Consider the following 16132-nt stretch of genomic DNA (forward strand, 5'->3'; position numbering starts at 1 on the left):
TTATTAGAATTTAATACCGTCTAACATAAAGTCGAATTCATCCACAAGAATTTTATCCGCTTGCCATAATGCATGGATAAAGGCTTGGAATCCATCTGTTTTCCTTTTGAATTCGTCTTTTTTTAAATACTCTTTGTTTCCATCTTTTTTGATATGAACGTAAACGTTATTCGTGTACCAACGCATTAAAGGGTTATCTCCAAAGATAATATGGTTATTAGCAAATAGTGTTTCAACCCTTGGAGCTAAAAGTGAATGAATCGCTTTCGGATTACGGATATATAATAATATGAAACCTTCCGCCTCGAGTGCTGTTTTAACCAGATCCAGACGGAATGTATCGGCTACTATTGTATTAACCCCATACAATTCTCGCATTTTTACAAACCAGTCTACAATGTGAGAGATATTAATAACCGGCTCATCTAAAATAGTAAGCAATCCTTTTTCTTCCCATTCCTTAATAGGTACTTTTAATTTCACTTTATCCAAAAAGCCTTTCCTTACAAAGGAATGGGATTTCCAAATATAATCTTCACCATACTTAAATAGTAGCCCTACTGCCGCAAAATCTTTGATACTAGCAAAATCGAGCCCGCCCACAGCTATTTTATGCCTTAGATCTGGAATTTCTCGAAGGCTTACTCCATCTTCTTCAAAACCAGTACGCATGATTTCTTCCCATGGGGCTACAGACTTCGTTAAATCCACTTCTGGTAAGTTCATTCTTTTCGTCATAAAGTTTTCTCTGTTAGATGGGTCATTTTCAAGGTTTTTATACTGGCGCATAACTTTTTTAAACAAACCTCTAGCATATTGACTCATAGGCTTACTAAACATCGGGTTTGCTTTTTCCCACATATCGGGATTGTCTACTTCCTCAGGATTATCCAACTTACAAATAAAAGGAAATAATCTATCCTCTTTTTCTTTCCCTTTCAGGATATTCATAGCTCGCTCTTTCATTTTGTCAAGATAACCTTCACGAACAAATCCGTCTGTGGTAATAAAAAATTCCCTAGAGTTAGGAACTTTACCTAAACCACTAGAGAATACCTCTACAACATCGCTATTTTCATACCTATGTATCTCATCATAAATAACACATCCATCTCTTAATGAGTCCTTACTTCCTGCATTCGATGTATGAAATTCAAAAGTCGAACGAGTCGCTTTATTCGTAATTAATTGTTTTGTTGATACAAACAGTTCGTCTAATATCTCATGCTTTTTATTCTTTTCATAAACATCTATAAAAGAAGTCTTAGCTTGCCTTTCTGTATTAGCAACTACTGATACATTATAATGCTCAATACCATGCAATTCACTAATAAAGAAGTGTGTCAATGCGCTAATTAATCCGTTTTTACCAGCACCCCTTGCCATCATCCAGAAATGCTGATCAAAATAAACATCCTCATATTCATCAAACAAAAACACAAATGCTATTAAAAATTTTTGAAAGGAATTTAATTTAAAATGCCACTTTTCTATGAAAGTTACACATTTATGAATTAAATCTATATCGAAATGTAAATCATTACGGGTTAATATATCTTGCTTTAAGTAATTAATAAGCATGATACGCTCTTTATTTAATACTACTGTTCCCGTTTCATATAGTTCTATATATTCCCTTACATACTCATGAACAATCATATTAAATCACTTGCCGAATACTTCTTAATTTCTTTTTTATTACTTCCTTCTGGCAACAAATCTGTTAGTTGTTTAATGACTCTTTGATATGATTGATCGCGGGTATTATATAGTCGGGCAACAGGTCGTTCTCTTTCATACGGATCTGTTTTATCAGATTGTGAGAACATTTCATAATCACCATTCTCAGATATATCTATCCACATCTCATTTAATAAAATTCGTAATCTTGCTGCTTGAATAATTAATCCCTCAACCACTTTTAACTTACTGGGTGGGATGTCTTTAAATAATCTTTTTAAACGATTTTTTTCTTTGTTAACTAGCACCTCACGCTCATCAATGTCCGCCATACTATCACCTCGATTCAATCATATTTTCATACTGGGTAGGGGTCCTATGTGATAGAGCTCAAAAATCTGGAAAAACGACCCCCTCCTCCGGTGCCCCTTAGACGATAAAAAGGTGAAAATAAATAAGGGGGGGTATTAGTTTAAGATTACTAATTGAAGTTTTACCTTTGACAGTATATCTTGGTAATTGTTTTTATATTTAATTGAACAAGCAATATTCTTTGTTATATTATATTTTTTCATAACCTCATACATCTTCATGTGTTCAACCCAGAAGTCATAATATATATTGATAACTGTACGACTATCTAACCTTGGTCTTAATCCATTATCAATAGCATGTTTAACATTCTCTTTAGTTGTTACCCATTCTAAATTCTCCACATGATTATTTAGTTTGTTCCCATCCTTATGGTTTATCTCTGGTTTGTTTTCTGGATTAGAAATAAAATAAAGCCCAACCAATCGGTGGACTTTGTAATGTCTTTTATTTAGTTTAATTCTCAAGTACTTTCCATCATGTAATTCTGGTTTTAATACCCTTTTAGTTCTTCGGTTTCTAATCCTACCATGATTAGATATCTCATAATTATGACTTTCAATTCGCTTCCATGCTTCTAAGATACTCACCACTTCTCATCATTCTCCCATTTGTTTACCTTCTTAATAAACACCCTACCATGCTCCTTGTTATGGCAATCCACACAGACTGTTTCAAGATTGTTTATATCTAATGCAAGCTCAGGATGATGTTCGAGTTCTTTTATATGATGGACAACGAGTTGAATCTTCTTACGCTTGGCACTCTCACTGTATTCATTGGTGTCCGTTTGCACTCGACCGTTGCGCTTACATTCCTGGCACTCATAGTTGTCACGCTTCTTTACTTGCTCACGTATACTCTTCCACTCACCACTGTCATAGAACTTACGCTTCTGCTGTTTGGTTTTGTATTCCTTCATTACACATTACACCACCATCTGCACACCACTTACAGCGTAATCCATCCTTTGATTTTGCTATTCGTTCACTATACTGTTCCGTATATCCACATGCTTTACATCTAAACTGTACAATCTTTTGTACCCTTTTACTTCTTAATAGATCGTCTATTAGTTTGTTCATTAAACTTATATCGGCTTCTTTCTTTACTGCTGGTGTTAGATTGTTATGAAATCCCTCTATTACTTCAATTAAGGTTGGCAACTTCTCTACATCTACATACTCTTCAATATCATCTATCCCAACCGAATGTATAAGCGTACTAATCGCAATTGCTTTCTCAAGTTTAGTTAATTGCATATATCCTCACCCCTTACACTTAAATCCTTTCTCCATCTGTCTCTTTCTAGTAATTCTTTTATTGATGTTTGTTTCAGGTATTCCACGGAATAAAACATAGGTTTCCCGCCATACAGCTTGTAATACTTAACATCTATTCCAGCTTTTTTATGCGCTTTTTCAAGAGGTTTAAGGTATTTGATATATGCTTTCTTATCAATGAGCATAAGACCAAGCGCAGCAATCTTACCATTTAAAACGCTGTCCAATTATCCTCACCCCTTATCTTCTAATAAACTAGCAATCATTTTATTTAGTACACTTAATGTTGCTTCTCCACACTCTTTCTCTGTTGCACCGTTTACTATCGGTCCGAACTCTTCTTCTAATCGTTGTAAGTCAATATGTTTAGCAAGTGCATCCTCACCTACCGCTACGAGGATTGAGCTAACAATACCTATCTTCTCAAGTTTAGTTAATTGCATCTACCTCACTCCTTCTCTATCAAATGCAACACGTTTGCGCTTATCTTTCCTTAACGACAAACAAGACACCACCAAGATCACGGCAGCGCCTACAATAATTACTATTGGTTTAATCATGCTTTAAATCCTGATGCTTGATGTATCACTATTAATACGTTGTGCAATTGTATCAGCATGAACTGAAATCTTTGTTTGAGGAAAACCGGAAAATTTATTTGTTAATCTCTCCAACTTCTCCAATGCAGCCACACATTCATTAGCAGCTATAGTTACTTCCTTCATTTGTTTTAATGCTTCCGTTGTTTCAACATTCAGTTCAATTGTTAATCCTTGAATATTCTTTTTTGTATCATTTGATTGTCGTTTATAATTATTAATCACCCACACATCTACAAAAGCACCATTACATTTTGGACAAACCGTTACTTCTCGATACTCCTCTTTAGATGGATAATAAACTTTATCCATATGACCACATACTAAACATTTAGCTTTATTAAAATACTTTTTCCCTTCATTCATCTTACTCACTCCTTATCTAATAAAACGATTGTTGTATTATGTTTTAAGTTATGAATACAACATTTTCCTTCTAATAAAATTCTTTTCCCTGTAATCGATGTTCCACAATCATTACAAATAAGTTTCACTATTTCATTACCATCAGAAATAACTTTAGATGTATTAACCTCTTCAATAAACCAAACATTAACCGGATATTTGTGTTTATTAATTGGTACAGTCTTATACTCAATTTTCTTTTGCACTATGTACTCTTTCCCTAATGTATCCAGCGCTTCCATAACTTTATGTAGTTCATCTAAGGATTCAATACGCTTTTTGTATACGTCCACGATATCCACCACCTATGTAATTTTCACATAATAAAAAGCACCCAATTCGGGTGCTCGATATACTGATATATTCATAAAAAAAATATAAAAAAACAGAGAAATTCACCTTTATTTATTGATACGCATCACAATGCGTGTTATAATAAGTATAGAAAGTTGAAAGGAGGTAATAACGATTTCTAGTAGGGAAGTAATTAAGAGGTTAAAAAAAGAAGGATGGTTTATAGTGAACATTGAAGGCAGCCACCATCAGTTCAAACATCCTTCTAAGATTGGCAAAGTGACTGTGAAACATCCGTGCAAGGATATTCCAAAAGGTACACTTCGCTCAATCTATAAGCAAGCGGGTTGGTTATAAACCACCCCTTGCTTTCCCTAATTATACAAGAAATCGTTATAAAAACAAATTATGAAAAAAGACTATTACGTTTATCCCGCTATCCTTGAAAAGTCTTCAGATGGTTACGGTATTTACTTTCCAGACCTTCCTGGTTGCGTTTCTCATGCAGATACACAAGAAGATGCTTTAAAGGAAGGTAGAGAAGCATTAGGACTTCACTTATATGGTATGGAAAAGGATAATGAATCAATTCCCGAACCGACACCAATTGATAAATTAGAATTAGATAAAGATGAAAATTCTTTTTTAATTGATGTTTGGATGCCACCACTTAGAAATAAAGACAAAACAACTTATAAAAGAAAAAATGTAACTCTTCCTTCTTGGTTAGAAGAATACGCAACTCATAAAGGCGTTAATTTTTCCGAGATCCTTGTAGAAGGTTTGGAAATGCATTTGGGCATTAAAGATAAAAAGAATACACCATAAAGGACGCCATAAGCGTCCTCTTTTTTATATAAGCTATTTGTTACTCATATTCATTTTTTATTCTTCTTTGAACCGACACTATAAGATAGGCACGTATCAGCTCAAAGAAGAGCAAAAGCTCTCCTTATGGACCGTTTAATTATTTTGTATTCCTGCATAATCACAATTAGATTCGAAAGTTCTCTTTGTAATTATTTACTCGCCCTATAAACGCCAGTTCATTCAAACAGACATCCATAAAGCTTTATTCGGTAACCAACCCATTCAAATTTTACAGTTACTATTAAAAATAGAAAAGAGCAACCATGCACCAGTCGCTCTTACGTAAAATTCTATGCTATTACTATAATTCATTTTTTCAATAGATACCATATGTAAAACTTACTGTAAGAAAAGTGTAAGTTCCTCAGCAAGCTTTATCCTTCTAGAAATTTCAGCATGCTTCTGATATACATAACTACTACTATAGCCTAATTCCCTAGCTATAGATTCTAATGTTTTTCGCTGCACATACTTACCAAATAGAATTTTATTTTCTAGCCCTTCAAACTTACTAATTAATATTTTGAGGTCGTACTGATCGTTCATCTTATTCGCTAGTTCATATTCTATAGCCGCTATGTGTTCCTCTATTTTCGCACCATCTGAATCAGCAGTTAACTTATACTTTGATAAATCACCAACACTCCAACGCATTAATTCTCTTTTACTCCTATGCAATTTATTTTCTAAATAAATGATTTCATCTTCCAACTTTTTATAATCTTTAAACCATTCAAACAAGGGTTGGCTCACCTGCTTCCTCTTTCACCATGTAAACTCATTTCTTCATGTTACGTTTATTTAACTGTTTTCTTAAATGCCCGTAACTCACATTAAACTTTTTAGCAATTTCAATATATTTCATTCCATGTTCTTTAAGTTTCATGGTTTCTTTACAAATTTTATTCCATTCGTCTTCTGTTCTTTGTATGGATGTTTTAACAAAAACTTTACCACCCAAAACAACCCCTATTTCATTCAATCTCTTCCCTACTTCACACTTTGTCCAACAATACACAAAATCACGAGAACATTTATTGTCACACTGACGGCAATGATTATCTGTTAATCCTAGTATTTCCATCCTCGCTTCTTTTGGACTCATATAGTAACCATTCCTAACTTATCTACATGATATAAATAATCAACAGGTGCTCTATTAGTTTGTGGTACTATATACGCTCTTTTCTCAAATTCCTCTCTTGGAATGGACTTTCTTCCTCCGTCATAAAGCATAGCTTCATAGTATTCTGCTACTACAGAAACAGGAACAAAATAAATAACCTGATCCGTTCTGAACTCTATTAAAAAGAAACAAATTGCTCCCTGTTCTTGTGTATCCTTTAAATAGTCAATTTGATGTCTACTTATATTATCTAACGGGAAGCTCGTGGTTTTTTCAGTAGATTTCGCTTCAAAATAAACAGCTCTTCCTTTGTACACACCGTCATAATCTACTGTAGATTTACTTTCCCATGCACTTTTAGTTATATTGCCTTTCTTATCTGTCTTTATCACTTTTATTGGTGTAGGGCGCTTATTAAATACTCCTACATTCGCCGCTTTATACATACGGCATGTATTGTTTAATAAAAGCTCAAATGACATTCCTCTATTTGCGTAACCCATGATACTCCCTCTCTTTCTACTCAAATAAAGATTTCTTCTTAAATCCCTTCAAAATAGCTATCCGAATCCTCACCTTGTTTCCACATTTCAAAAGTTTCCTCACGACCATCTTTATAAGTTACAGAAACAGCAGGTGTTGCCCATCTACTTGAAGCATAAACATACGTATCATTTTGTGGAATATATCCTTCATCGCTATTCCAAACTTCTCCCGATGTGCATCCCCAATCTTCAGCAAGCCCAGCTTCAACAGATTGAAAAGCTTCTTTATTTTTTTCAATGAAAACTTTTAATAATTCCCAATTAATTTGACGAAATCCTCCTTCACGTTCTGGCATTGTTGGTCCTACAATAAAACCACTTGCAAAGCTCATATATCCTTTATCGATACTTTTCATCTCTCATTCTCCTGTTCTAATAAAATTCAAATTTAATAACATTCCAGGACTCTCTCATTTCAGAAAGTCCTGGGAATATAATTTACTTAACTTGAACCAACGGATTAGCTTCTCCACTCACTTGTGGTAATTTACCATCCCATTTTTCTATCTTTTTAATTTCTACAATTTCTGGAGTTAAAGACTTCTTAATAATCTCATTTGCTTCAGCTTTTCCTCTTGCTTCCTCAATGGCTTTCTCTGCATTGATTGTAGCTTGCTTTTTCTCAATCTCTGCTTTTTCAAGGTTTTGTTGAGCGTCTACTACTCCTTGAATCGCTTTCGCTGTATTTGCGTCTGGTTTAGGTGCTTCTAACGTAACGGAATCTACTAAGAATCCAGTAGTATCTACCATTTTTCTAAATTCCTTTTCTATCGCTCCATTAATTTCCCCTTGATGCTGGAATACCTCAAGAACTGAATAGTTTGAAAAAACGTTTAATGTAGCTTTCTTAAGTCGAGTCTGCAACCACCCGTTCTCAATCACATCTGGAGCTTGTCCTTTGAACTTGTTATAAATCTTAGGAAGTTTCTCTGCATCATTCATGTAATCATAAGATAGACTCACTGTTAAAGGCTTACCATCTTTGGTTTGTACGCTGAATTTATCCACTTTTACCGTTTCTGTTGAAATAGGATAAGCTGTTACACGTTTAAATGGTGAAACTAAGTGCCACCCTTGTCCTAAAGTCTCCTTTTCAATTCCTGTACTTCTGTTATAAACAACACCTGCATGTCCCTGGTCAATCACCTTTACGCTCATTGCAGTTAAAATTCCACCTGTTAAAAGACTGAATCCTACTACTGCTGCACCTACGATTTTCTTTGTATTCATTTTATTTTTCCTCCTTGAATATGTTTTTAATTTTTAATACTACATTTCCAATACACTCAAAAACTCCTAATTTACCTGCTACAATCCATAAAAATGACAACATCATGATAAACACTATAATTCCTACAAATAACGAGAACATTGCATCACTCCTCTCTCTTTATCTTCACAGCAATCCAGCGTGGTATTTTTGTATATTTTAAGAGTGCAAACATGGTAGTTTCCGTATCCCCATTCACAAATGACCAACAAACTCTTCCCATCATTCTGTCCCACTTAAACGTTGGATCAATTTTTTCTTTGTATGGCCATAACGTTTTGTTCTCTTTAATAGTTATATTTCCCATACCTTTCCTAGCTTTTTTAAACCATTTGTAATCTTTATTGTTACCCTTACATGCATATAAACCATATTGAGTGCCTCTTGCATATCGCATTTTAAATGTATCCCCTTATCCTTTATTTGAGATTGAGCAAACTATTTATTCACTTGCTTTATCCAACCATATCTTCAGCGAAAAATAGCATTTCTAAATTATCTATTGCAACCTCATATATTTGATGCGAGTTCATAATTTGTACAGTTGCTCTATCATCTATTACATGTAAAACACGAGATGCATACACATCATCCGTTACAACATCACCTGAGCGATACTCGTTCGGCTTACGCCCTTTTTGAGCAAATACACGTCTTACACTTTCTGCGTTGATTTCCTCAACTGTGGCATATCTACATTTATTCGCATGATTGTAGCCCCAATCACCATGTATTGCTCCTTCACATCCCCACGATCCCCATAATTCCACTTTATTGTTAAATGTATCTTTAATCACTCGTTTCACTTGTGTAATAACTTTGTTATCCTTCAATTCGCATACAACCCATTGACCAGCAGCTACATTCTTTTCATCAAATTGTAAATTCATTCCCTATCTCTCCTTAATTCAAGATTTATGAATTCAAACTAATTTGCTATATAAGTTAACTTCCTGCGCTTCATTCTTTCTTCTCTTGATGGAATTACCATCTTAGACCAAGGTGATGCCTCTTTTGCCATTATTCCTACTTGTGATTTTGACAGGATTGGAGTATTAATCGCTCGTTCCACATCCCATCTATATTTTTTTACCCTCTCCCATAACCTCGAATAACCAATCCCATTTAATCTCGCTCTTTTGATTTGTTCATTTGTAAAAACACGTTTTTTCTTTTGTTCTCGCATTTTTGCTATTTCTTTTGAATTCATAGGTCTTTGCGTTATCGCCCGATTTAAATTCCACCCTAGTTTTATTCGCTTTTCGAATGTATTTTTAGCGATGCCGTTACTTAATGCTATATCTTTCACTTCACGCCAAAGATGATTTTTAATAGGTGGTGTATTAATCGCTCTCTCTTTACTCCAACAAAGATCATAAATTCTAGACCTTAACGTACTTGCGCAAACACCATTTTTTTCTGCTATTTCGTATTCTTCTGGAGTTATATAATAATCATATGGATCCCGCATGAATATCTTCTCCTATTCAATTGTTAATTAAGTTCTTGAATTTCTTTTAACGACCTATTCGAAACTTCAATACTACGAATCTTAAAACTATCATTCTTACGATATTTTTCACGGATTTTTAATCCTGCTTCTTCTTTTGTTTCAGCTTCACAAAATTCTAATTTGAATCCTGACTCTGTAACAATGTCCACCATGTATGTATCTATGAGTGGCTCATAAATAAAATCATGGTCTATTGTGATTTGTTCAGTCATTTGATTCACCTTCTATTGGTGAAAGCGTAATAATCATTTGTTGATCTAACACATTCCCTATCACAGCATTCATCCATAGATTAGGATTCATTTTTCGCATTAAAAATTCGATGACTACAATTAACTCTTCAGTAGATAAGGAAACAAATTCACCTAATGGTTCTTGATTGAACTTGCCACCTCGTTTTTCAATCGTTAGAACTACTTCGTTATCAATCACGTATCTTTTTGCAGTTACTAAATCGAATTGACGGACTTTCTCGCGGCCGAACCCTTTTATTAATTCCTTTAGTAGATCATAAATGACACGAAAATCTAACACTTTTACTTGCTGTTCAAGCTGCTCTCTACACTGCTTGCATAAAGTCCTTTCCAAACCAGAAATATATATTTTACTCATATCAGATTCAGGAAAAGGATTTTCGCATTGATAACACTCTTCTCCAATTACATCTTCAAATGGATTTAGCATGTAAATCGCTCCTATGATTTATATTTGTTTAGCACTTCTTGCAATCTCTCACGCTCTTCATCAATAGATTGCGAGTTTTGCTTTTCGATTTCTTTTTTAGTTGGATCAACATCTTCGCGTAACCAATCTGGAACAATTTCTTTTCTATTTGAACGACCTGGTCCCGAACCATTCAATCGCTTATTCTTACTCATTTCAAAGCGTCTATCTAATGCAGCAACATCATCTAATGTTTTTACTTTTTGCTTTTCCCAGCTTTTCAAAATGGCCTTAATGTAATTCCATTTTGGCTTATTTTCATCAATAGCTTTGTGAGCAGCATGTTTAATTAATTCGCTACCAAATGAATCACAAAATTCTCCTAATTCCGTAATGGCAATTTCACTTAATGGAATTCCTTCACCTTTTAAAAAGTTATAACTGACTTTAAATTCTTCATCGACTAATACATGTGATTTCGATTCTTTATTATCATCATGATAATAATTAGTATTTTGTATATTATTAGTACTTAGTAAAGAATTAGTATTTAGTAGTCGGCATTTTTCCATAGGGTGGTTCGTCCACTCGGTGGTTTCACCATCATGTGGTTCATCCATAGGGTGGCTTTTCCACTCAGTGGTTTCACCACTAGGTGGTTTATCCACCCTATGGTTTTTGGTATCTATGGTTGGTAACTCATAAACAATGGTTTCCCAATGTGAAATTTTCCCTGTTTCTGAATTTTGGATTGGATATCTCTTCAAATACCCTGCCTTTTTCAACTCTTTTAGGGTACTTGTTGTTGTTTTCTCACTATCCTTGGCATGTTGACTTAATTCAGTAGCATGAAATGTCCAATCATCCGGTAAAGAAAGCATGTAAGCCAATAACCCCTTTGCCCTCCAACTTAAATTTTCATCACGCAAAGGCGTATTGTGTATAACCGAATAATTTGTATCCTTTTTCACTCGAAAAATACCCATATTTCCTACCTCTCCTATTTCCAAAACATCAATTAATTGTTATAATACGTATTATTATTTTTTCTTTAGGACCCGTTGCAGCGGGTTCTTCTCTTATGCATTCTTGCGAATTCTTTCAACTACTTCTTTTCTGCCACCAACCTTTTCAAGACGATCTGCTACACGAAAAACCTCTGTTCTTTCTGCTTCACGATCACTTTTTTGTTTCTTAAAATACATAGCTGATAACTGTTTTGATATCTCTAAATCTCTTATACTTTGCTTCTGATAAGCATTATGTAATTCAAGATACAAAGTTTTATTCCTTTCCTTATTTGCCTGGTTCATTTGTTTATATAACAGATGCAGATTTTGTATACACTCTCTACGCTCCTCTTCTAATTCCAAAGCCTTTTCTAGATGTTCCGGAAGAACTCGGCTTTCTATTCCCATCATCTAAAGCCTCCCTTTCTAAGCGATCACTTTCATCAAACTTTTGTTCAATGAAAGTACCACCTTTATAAACTCCATACGCAAGTATCACAATCCCTAATCCAAAGATACAGACATTCGTTGTACTTTCTACCGTTGTAATATCCATTAGGCTAAAACAAACACCTTTTTAGACTCAATTTCTTGCGCCAACGCTTCGTTTAAATACTCTTTAATGTTATTCATCGCTTCTAACTTCCAAGCCCCACCATCAGCTTCAAACAAACCACAACGTGCACCTTCACGCATTCTGAACACAAACTTACTTTCTGGTTGTTCCACTTCAACAAATGTTCTATACGGGCTTAATTGCACTGGATTAGGTACTTTTGCATTCCCTCTACTCGCAACTCCTGTTTTCACTGTTACAGCTTGCGATACACCATCATCTCCAATTTCCTTAACATCATTTTCTACAACCGTACCTACTACCTGTAAAACAATGTCTCGATGATTGTTTTGTACAAAACCTGATTGCAATGCAATATTAAATTCTTCTCTGTCATAAAAGCTTCCAAAATTAAAACGTGGAATGGATGCTTGTGCTTCGATATAAGTACTTCTAGCCTTATCTCCATTAACCGCAGTAAAGCATCTTACCGTTGTTGGGTTTACAATATGAATCATTACAGCTTCTGTTGTGTCAAATTCTGATTTCACGTAACCTACTAAACCAGATAAACTACGAACAGTAATCTCTGCTGGTGTCGGTTCTTGTACAAGATGTAATCGTTGTGTTGAATAAGTTTGTTCCCCGATTTTATGTGTTTCAATCGTTCCAATCTCTAATACCTTTTCAATTGCTTCTCTTGTCATAGTCATTTTTTATTTCCCCTTTTCTTAATTAGATTTACTTTTCATATAATCGATTACTACCGTTTGCTTTTCAGAAACCTGATTTTGTTCCTTCTTTTCTACTTCTTCTACAGGTTGTCCAACATCTGTTTTCACATCACCCTGTAGATCCATATAAAACTGTCCCTGGATCCCGGAAGCTAACTCTTGACCAACTAAATTTCCGTTTTGGTCCATATCTAATAGAATCTTAGACTCTACCGCTTCTGTTGGTGCTAGTTTCGAAGTGGCTTGAACCTGACAATTCCATACATCACGCTTTTTATCACCAGCAAATGAAAGTGTTAAAACAATCTTTCTTGCTTTTTTAGGATCAGTATTTAAATCCGCCATATTTTCCATTACACGCTCAAACTCTTGATGAAATCTTTCAGCAAGCGCTCCATCAGCAAATGTATTTAAATCAATCATGACTTCCATTATTTTTCTCACCTAAGCCTTCCTTCTTAAAATTCAACATCCACTTGAATATCGATGTTCATAGGTAGTTCTTGAGCGACAATAATTGAATTAGGACTCGTTCCTTTTTTAATCAACTTTTGAACTCCTTCTTTTGCGGCATCCTTTGTTTTGTATCCGAAAACATTTGGTGTACTGGATAAACTCGTAACAATTACTAAAATTTGTTGTTGCATGATTGCTCCTCCTACTGAACTTCCGCCATATTTATTTGTGCATTTGTAGCTGTAATTTCTTCTTCTAAAATGATTGGAAGTGAATATTCTTCATTAATGATTTGAATCGCTCTATCTAAATGATGACGTTTAATAGCTTTATAACTACTAATCCCAAACTCTCTATGTAATTGACTATAAATATCGCTATACACTTTTTTTCTAAGGCTAACATCCCGATAAGCATTAGATTCTTTACCACCTAATAGAAGAACACCTAACTTTCTTACAACCTTTGATACTTCATCACATTCAATAGCATATAAAGGTGCATTTTCTCGTAAATCCTTCACATCTGATTTAATATCTTGAATTTCTTGTTTTTGACCTTCTAAAACATTAAATGTGAGTTTAAGAATACTCATTGGATCTTTAGGAAGTTGTTGCTGATTTTGTATGTGTTGTTTCATTCGTTTAAACTCTTCAATAAACTTAATTTTCATTTGAACAGCTTCTTTTGTGTTGTAACTCATTGCAACCAACGTGAAAGCTTCTTCTGTTAAGTTATACTTAAGGTATTTTCGCCCACGCTCATTTTCATAATTTGACTCGTGAAAATTTACGAGTGAAAATTCAGGTCCCGCATATTCAATTTGTTTTCTAATATCTTTCAACACATTGTCATGTGTCTTTACAAACATTTCAGCAATCATTAGACTATCTGTTACTACTTTTCCGTTGTTTTCAAATACTAATGCTTGTTCGTTTGCTACTGTTAAATGATTCATGTTAATTTCCCCCTCTACAAATTCGGAATAACTTTAGTTTTATTCGTATTACGATGCACCAAATGCAATTCATTACTTACTTTTTTAAAAATCAACCAATTATCAGGATTCAAATTGTATGATTTAATATGAATCTTTTCTTTTTTTGTTGGCTTTTTACCATTTTTCAATTAACTCACCTCCGTTCATGCTTTTCACTCTCCTTAAGATTTATTGGCTTAATGGATATATGTAAGTTAACTTGCTTTTATCTACTCACAATCTGATTAAAATGCTTTTCAAGAAACTCTTGCATTCTATCAGCTATAAACAACCACTTTTTCCCTCTAGACTCTGGGTAATAAACAAAACCACCGTTATTAATATCCAATATTTTTTTATAACAAGGTTTGTAAAGAATATTTTGTGTTAACCAACCATAACTATATCCGGTAGCTTTTTTTAAATCTTTCATTTCCCACCATGTTTTTTCTTTTTCCACTTAAAATCCCCCTCAAAATATTGAGATACTCGATATTAATCTATAAAAAAAAGATACTCAATTGGTAAGCCTAACTTTTTTTTAATAACTTGCATCTCATAATCCGAAAATGAAAATTTCCCTTTTTCCTTCGCAGAGTATGCGTCTCTATTGATCCCCAATGCAATTGCCATTTCTGCAATCGTGATATCACGTGCCATTCTTTCTCTTTTTAAAATTCGTTTAGGTTTTAAATATTTCTTTCTAATTTCTTCTTTAACAGTCATTGTGTCACCTCCGAATTATCCGATGACCAAATAATATCGCATATCTCGATATTATTCAAGCTATACACGAAAATAATATTACGATGCACAATATTTTTATTGTATCACGCGTTATTTTAGAGTATACTATCCTTATCGTATCAATGGATGGAGGTAACTTGAAATTGAAAAAAAATATTCTGGGTCCTGCGATCAAATATTTACGTAAATACAGAAGAATGACTCAAAAAGATTTAGAAAAAATTACTGGTTATAAACAAAGCACCATATCTGGTCATGAAAATAGAAATAGCACACTTGATGAGTTAGATATACAAAATTATGCAAAGGCATTACAGGTAAGTCCCCAAAGTTTCTTTACGATAGCAGAAAAGCTGGAAAAAGGAGAAAGAATTACTGATGATGATGTATCAGGGATTATCACTATAAACAAGGATCAGGAAACAGAAGATGATCGTCATATGGTAATCGCAGCTCACATGGAAGATAATCTAAGCAAAGAAGAACTACAAGAGGTAATGGACTTCATTAATTTTGTTAAAAGTAAAAGAAAATAGGAGCATTTATATGAACAAGTTGGAAACACTTATAGCACAATATCCAGAAATAACTTTCAACTTTAATAATGAGATGCCTAATGGGTTAAGTGGACTTTGTGTTGGTAGTGAAATATATATCAATAATAATCTTAATCAAACCATTGCAGAAAAGTACGTAACAGTTAGTGAGGAAATAGCTCACTTTGAGAAAGGCATAGGTAATATAATTAAACAGGAAACTATTACCGAACGTCAGCAAGAATTCCAAGCCCGAAAAATAGGCTGCCTCCGAATCGTTACAATTGATGCTTTAATACTATGCTATGAAAAAGGCATCCAAACACCTTGGGATATAGCAGAAGAGCTTGAAGTTACAACGGCTTGTGTTATAGATGCATTTGAATATATCCGGATGACAAAAGGAGTATCTTTTTATCATAAAAATTACTTAGTTCATTTCTTAACTGATACACATATAAACATTCAAAAGTTTTAGTGAATTTTATTTTGAA

34 protein-coding genes are annotated in these 16132 nt (G+C 34.0%); 4 read left to right on the forward strand and 30 right to left on the reverse strand.

The window, feature by feature from the left end:
• Positions 1 to 3: 3 nt before the first annotated feature.
• From JFU02_RS17180 to JFU02_RS17220, 9 genes are all read right to left on the reverse strand, one after another.
• Positions 4 to 1659 carry a terminase TerL endonuclease subunit gene (locus JFU02_RS17180; RefSeq protein WP_201071318.1) on the reverse strand — a complete coding sequence of 552 codons (1656 nt, stop codon included), beginning with the start codon at positions 1657 to 1659 and terminating at the stop codon, positions 4 to 6.
• Entirely contained in the window at positions 1656 to 2012 is a 357-nt protein-coding gene (locus tag JFU02_RS17185; RefSeq protein ID WP_201071321.1) for a hypothetical protein, read from the reverse strand. The genes JFU02_RS17180 and JFU02_RS17185 overlap by 4 nt, the downstream gene beginning before the upstream one ends.
• A gap of 135 nt (positions 2013 to 2147) precedes the next feature.
• Complete coding sequence (locus JFU02_RS17190; RefSeq protein ID WP_201071324.1) at positions 2148 to 2645, reverse strand: HNH endonuclease; 498 nt, start codon at positions 2643 to 2645, stop codon at positions 2148 to 2150.
• A complete protein-coding gene (locus tag JFU02_RS17195) occupies positions 2639 to 2974 on the reverse strand; it encodes an HNH endonuclease (RefSeq protein ID WP_079246094.1) in 336 nt (111 codons plus the stop codon). The genes JFU02_RS17190 and JFU02_RS17195 overlap by 7 nt, the downstream gene beginning before the upstream one ends.
• Positions 2940 to 3314 carry a hypothetical protein gene (locus JFU02_RS17200; RefSeq protein WP_201071327.1) on the reverse strand — a complete coding sequence of 125 codons (375 nt, stop codon included), beginning with the start codon at positions 3312 to 3314 and terminating at the stop codon, positions 2940 to 2942. The genes JFU02_RS17195 and JFU02_RS17200 overlap by 35 nt, the downstream gene beginning before the upstream one ends.
• Positions 3305 to 3562 carry a hypothetical protein gene (locus tag JFU02_RS17205; protein WP_015670516.1) on the reverse strand — a complete coding sequence of 86 codons (258 nt, stop codon included), beginning with the start codon at positions 3560 to 3562 and terminating at the stop codon, positions 3305 to 3307. The genes JFU02_RS17200 and JFU02_RS17205 overlap by 10 nt, the downstream gene beginning before the upstream one ends.
• A 6-nt stretch (positions 3563 to 3568) precedes the next feature.
• Positions 3569 to 3778: a hypothetical protein gene (locus JFU02_RS17210; protein ID WP_016099128.1), complete on the reverse strand. Its 210-nt coding sequence runs from the start codon at positions 3776 to 3778 to the stop codon at positions 3569 to 3571.
• 120 nt (positions 3779 to 3898) lie between these two features.
• Positions 3899 to 4300, reverse strand: coding sequence for a hypothetical protein (locus JFU02_RS17215; protein WP_201071330.1), 402 nt, complete (start codon positions 4298 to 4300; stop codon positions 3899 to 3901).
• 5 nt (positions 4301 to 4305) lie between these two features.
• Entirely contained in the window at positions 4306 to 4632 is a 327-nt protein-coding gene (locus JFU02_RS17220) for a hypothetical protein (protein WP_201071333.1), read from the reverse strand.
• Between the two features lie 193 nt (positions 4633 to 4825).
• Between JFU02_RS17220 and JFU02_RS17225 the strand changes: the two genes are divergently transcribed.
• Together JFU02_RS17225 and JFU02_RS17230 are read left to right on the forward strand one after the other, a co-directional pair.
• Entirely contained in the window at positions 4826 to 4990 is a 165-nt protein-coding gene (locus JFU02_RS17225; protein WP_087971381.1) for a type II toxin-antitoxin system HicA family toxin, read from the forward strand.
• A gap of 51 nt (positions 4991 to 5041) precedes the next feature.
• Positions 5042 to 5461, forward strand: coding sequence for a type II toxin-antitoxin system HicB family antitoxin (locus tag JFU02_RS17230; protein ID WP_000711194.1), 420 nt, complete (start codon positions 5042 to 5044; stop codon positions 5459 to 5461).
• Between the two features lie 381 nt (positions 5462 to 5842).
• Here JFU02_RS17230 and JFU02_RS17235 read toward each other — a convergent pair whose 3' ends face one another.
• The 21 genes from JFU02_RS17235 to JFU02_RS17335 all read right to left on the reverse strand — a co-directional run bounded on the left by JFU02_RS17235 (position 5843) and on the right by JFU02_RS17335 (position 15081).
• A complete protein-coding gene (locus JFU02_RS17235; RefSeq protein WP_003308641.1) occupies positions 5843 to 6244 on the reverse strand; it encodes a hypothetical protein in 402 nt (133 codons plus the stop codon).
• A gap of 37 nt (positions 6245 to 6281) precedes the next feature.
• Complete coding sequence (locus tag JFU02_RS17240; protein WP_201071336.1) at positions 6282 to 6608, reverse strand: hypothetical protein; 327 nt, start codon at positions 6606 to 6608, stop codon at positions 6282 to 6284.
• Positions 6605 to 7132, reverse strand: a complete 528-nt coding sequence (recU, locus tag JFU02_RS17245; protein ID WP_201071339.1) for a Holliday junction resolvase RecU — start codon at positions 7130 to 7132, stop codon at positions 6605 to 6607. Before recU ends, JFU02_RS17240 begins: the two co-directional genes overlap by 4 nt.
• Positions 7133 to 7170: 38 nt before the next feature.
• Positions 7171 to 7530, reverse strand: coding sequence for a hypothetical protein (locus tag JFU02_RS17250; protein WP_042596600.1), 360 nt, complete (start codon positions 7528 to 7530; stop codon positions 7171 to 7173).
• Between the two features lie 82 nt (positions 7531 to 7612).
• On the reverse strand, positions 7613 to 8404 hold the full coding sequence (locus JFU02_RS17255) for a prohibitin family protein (protein ID WP_001093039.1): 792 nt from the start codon (positions 8402 to 8404) through the stop codon (positions 7613 to 7615).
• Position 8405: 1 nt separating this feature from the next.
• Positions 8406 to 8546: a hypothetical protein gene (locus JFU02_RS17260; RefSeq protein ID WP_170951649.1), complete on the reverse strand. Its 141-nt coding sequence runs from the start codon at positions 8544 to 8546 to the stop codon at positions 8406 to 8408.
• Between the two features lie 4 nt (positions 8547 to 8550).
• A complete protein-coding gene (locus tag JFU02_RS17265) occupies positions 8551 to 8841 on the reverse strand; it encodes a hypothetical protein (protein WP_042596602.1) in 291 nt (96 codons plus the stop codon).
• Between the two features lie 58 nt (positions 8842 to 8899).
• Positions 8900 to 9334, reverse strand: coding sequence for a hypothetical protein (locus JFU02_RS17270; RefSeq protein WP_042596604.1), 435 nt, complete (start codon positions 9332 to 9334; stop codon positions 8900 to 8902).
• 38 nt (positions 9335 to 9372) lie between these two features.
• A complete protein-coding gene (locus tag JFU02_RS17275; RefSeq protein WP_098221818.1) occupies positions 9373 to 9915 on the reverse strand; it encodes a hypothetical protein in 543 nt (180 codons plus the stop codon).
• Positions 9916 to 9938: 23 nt separating this feature from the next.
• Positions 9939 to 10169 carry a hypothetical protein gene (locus JFU02_RS17280; RefSeq protein WP_042596607.1) on the reverse strand — a complete coding sequence of 77 codons (231 nt, stop codon included), beginning with the start codon at positions 10167 to 10169 and terminating at the stop codon, positions 9939 to 9941.
• Positions 10162 to 10641: a hypothetical protein gene (locus tag JFU02_RS17285; RefSeq protein WP_042596609.1), complete on the reverse strand. Its 480-nt coding sequence runs from the start codon at positions 10639 to 10641 to the stop codon at positions 10162 to 10164. Before JFU02_RS17285 ends, JFU02_RS17280 begins: the two co-directional genes overlap by 8 nt.
• An 11-nt stretch (positions 10642 to 10652) precedes the next feature.
• Entirely contained in the window at positions 10653 to 11606 is a 954-nt protein-coding gene (locus JFU02_RS17290; RefSeq protein WP_042596611.1) for a DnaD domain protein, read from the reverse strand.
• A 93-nt stretch (positions 11607 to 11699) separates the two neighbouring features.
• Complete coding sequence (locus JFU02_RS17295; RefSeq protein WP_080350656.1) at positions 11700 to 12041, reverse strand: hypothetical protein; 342 nt, start codon at positions 12039 to 12041, stop codon at positions 11700 to 11702.
• Positions 11971 to 12186, reverse strand: a complete 216-nt coding sequence (locus JFU02_RS17300; RefSeq protein WP_000355710.1) for a hypothetical protein — start codon at positions 12184 to 12186, stop codon at positions 11971 to 11973. The genes JFU02_RS17295 and JFU02_RS17300 overlap by 71 nt, the downstream gene beginning before the upstream one ends.
• Entirely contained in the window at positions 12186 to 12899 is a 714-nt protein-coding gene (locus tag JFU02_RS17305) for a hypothetical protein (protein ID WP_000178946.1), read from the reverse strand. The genes JFU02_RS17300 and JFU02_RS17305 overlap by 1 nt, the downstream gene beginning before the upstream one ends.
• Positions 12900 to 12917: 18 nt before the next feature.
• A complete protein-coding gene (locus JFU02_RS17310; RefSeq protein WP_000453496.1) occupies positions 12918 to 13352 on the reverse strand; it encodes a hypothetical protein in 435 nt (144 codons plus the stop codon).
• 26 nt (positions 13353 to 13378) lie between these two features.
• Positions 13379 to 13567, reverse strand: coding sequence for a hypothetical protein (locus JFU02_RS17315; protein ID WP_001187283.1), 189 nt, complete (start codon positions 13565 to 13567; stop codon positions 13379 to 13381).
• An 11-nt stretch (positions 13568 to 13578) separates the two neighbouring features.
• The gene (locus tag JFU02_RS17320; RefSeq protein WP_001016248.1) at positions 13579 to 14334 is read right to left on the reverse strand and encodes a Rha family transcriptional regulator; all 756 of its coding nucleotides are present in this window, start codon (positions 14332 to 14334) and stop codon (positions 13579 to 13581) included.
• 14 nt (positions 14335 to 14348) lie between these two features.
• Positions 14349 to 14504, reverse strand: coding sequence for a DUF6906 family protein (locus JFU02_RS17325; RefSeq protein WP_000788384.1), 156 nt, complete (start codon positions 14502 to 14504; stop codon positions 14349 to 14351).
• A 77-nt stretch (positions 14505 to 14581) separates the two neighbouring features.
• Entirely contained in the window at positions 14582 to 14815 is a 234-nt protein-coding gene (locus tag JFU02_RS17330; protein WP_000410023.1) for a DUF771 domain-containing protein, read from the reverse strand.
• Positions 14816 to 14850: 35 nt separating this feature from the next.
• Positions 14851 to 15081, reverse strand: a complete 231-nt coding sequence (locus JFU02_RS17335; RefSeq protein WP_000216290.1) for a helix-turn-helix transcriptional regulator — start codon at positions 15079 to 15081, stop codon at positions 14851 to 14853.
• Between the two features lie 164 nt (positions 15082 to 15245).
• On the opposite strand from JFU02_RS17335, the gene JFU02_RS17340 reads away from it, so the two are divergent.
• Together JFU02_RS17340 and JFU02_RS17345 are read left to right on the forward strand one after the other, a co-directional pair.
• Entirely contained in the window at positions 15246 to 15638 is a 393-nt protein-coding gene (locus tag JFU02_RS17340; protein ID WP_014894864.1) for a helix-turn-helix domain-containing protein, read from the forward strand.
• A 10-nt stretch (positions 15639 to 15648) separates the two neighbouring features.
• Positions 15649 to 16116, forward strand: coding sequence for a hypothetical protein (locus JFU02_RS17345; RefSeq protein WP_001037137.1), 468 nt, complete (start codon positions 15649 to 15651; stop codon positions 16114 to 16116).
• Positions 16117 to 16132: the final 16 nt, after the last annotated feature.

Origin of the sequence: Bacillus sp. TH13 (genome assembly GCF_016651175.1) — a bacterium.
GTDB classification, from domain to species: domain Bacteria; phylum Bacillota; class Bacilli; order Bacillales; family Bacillaceae_G; genus Bacillus_A; species Bacillus_A thuringiensis_S.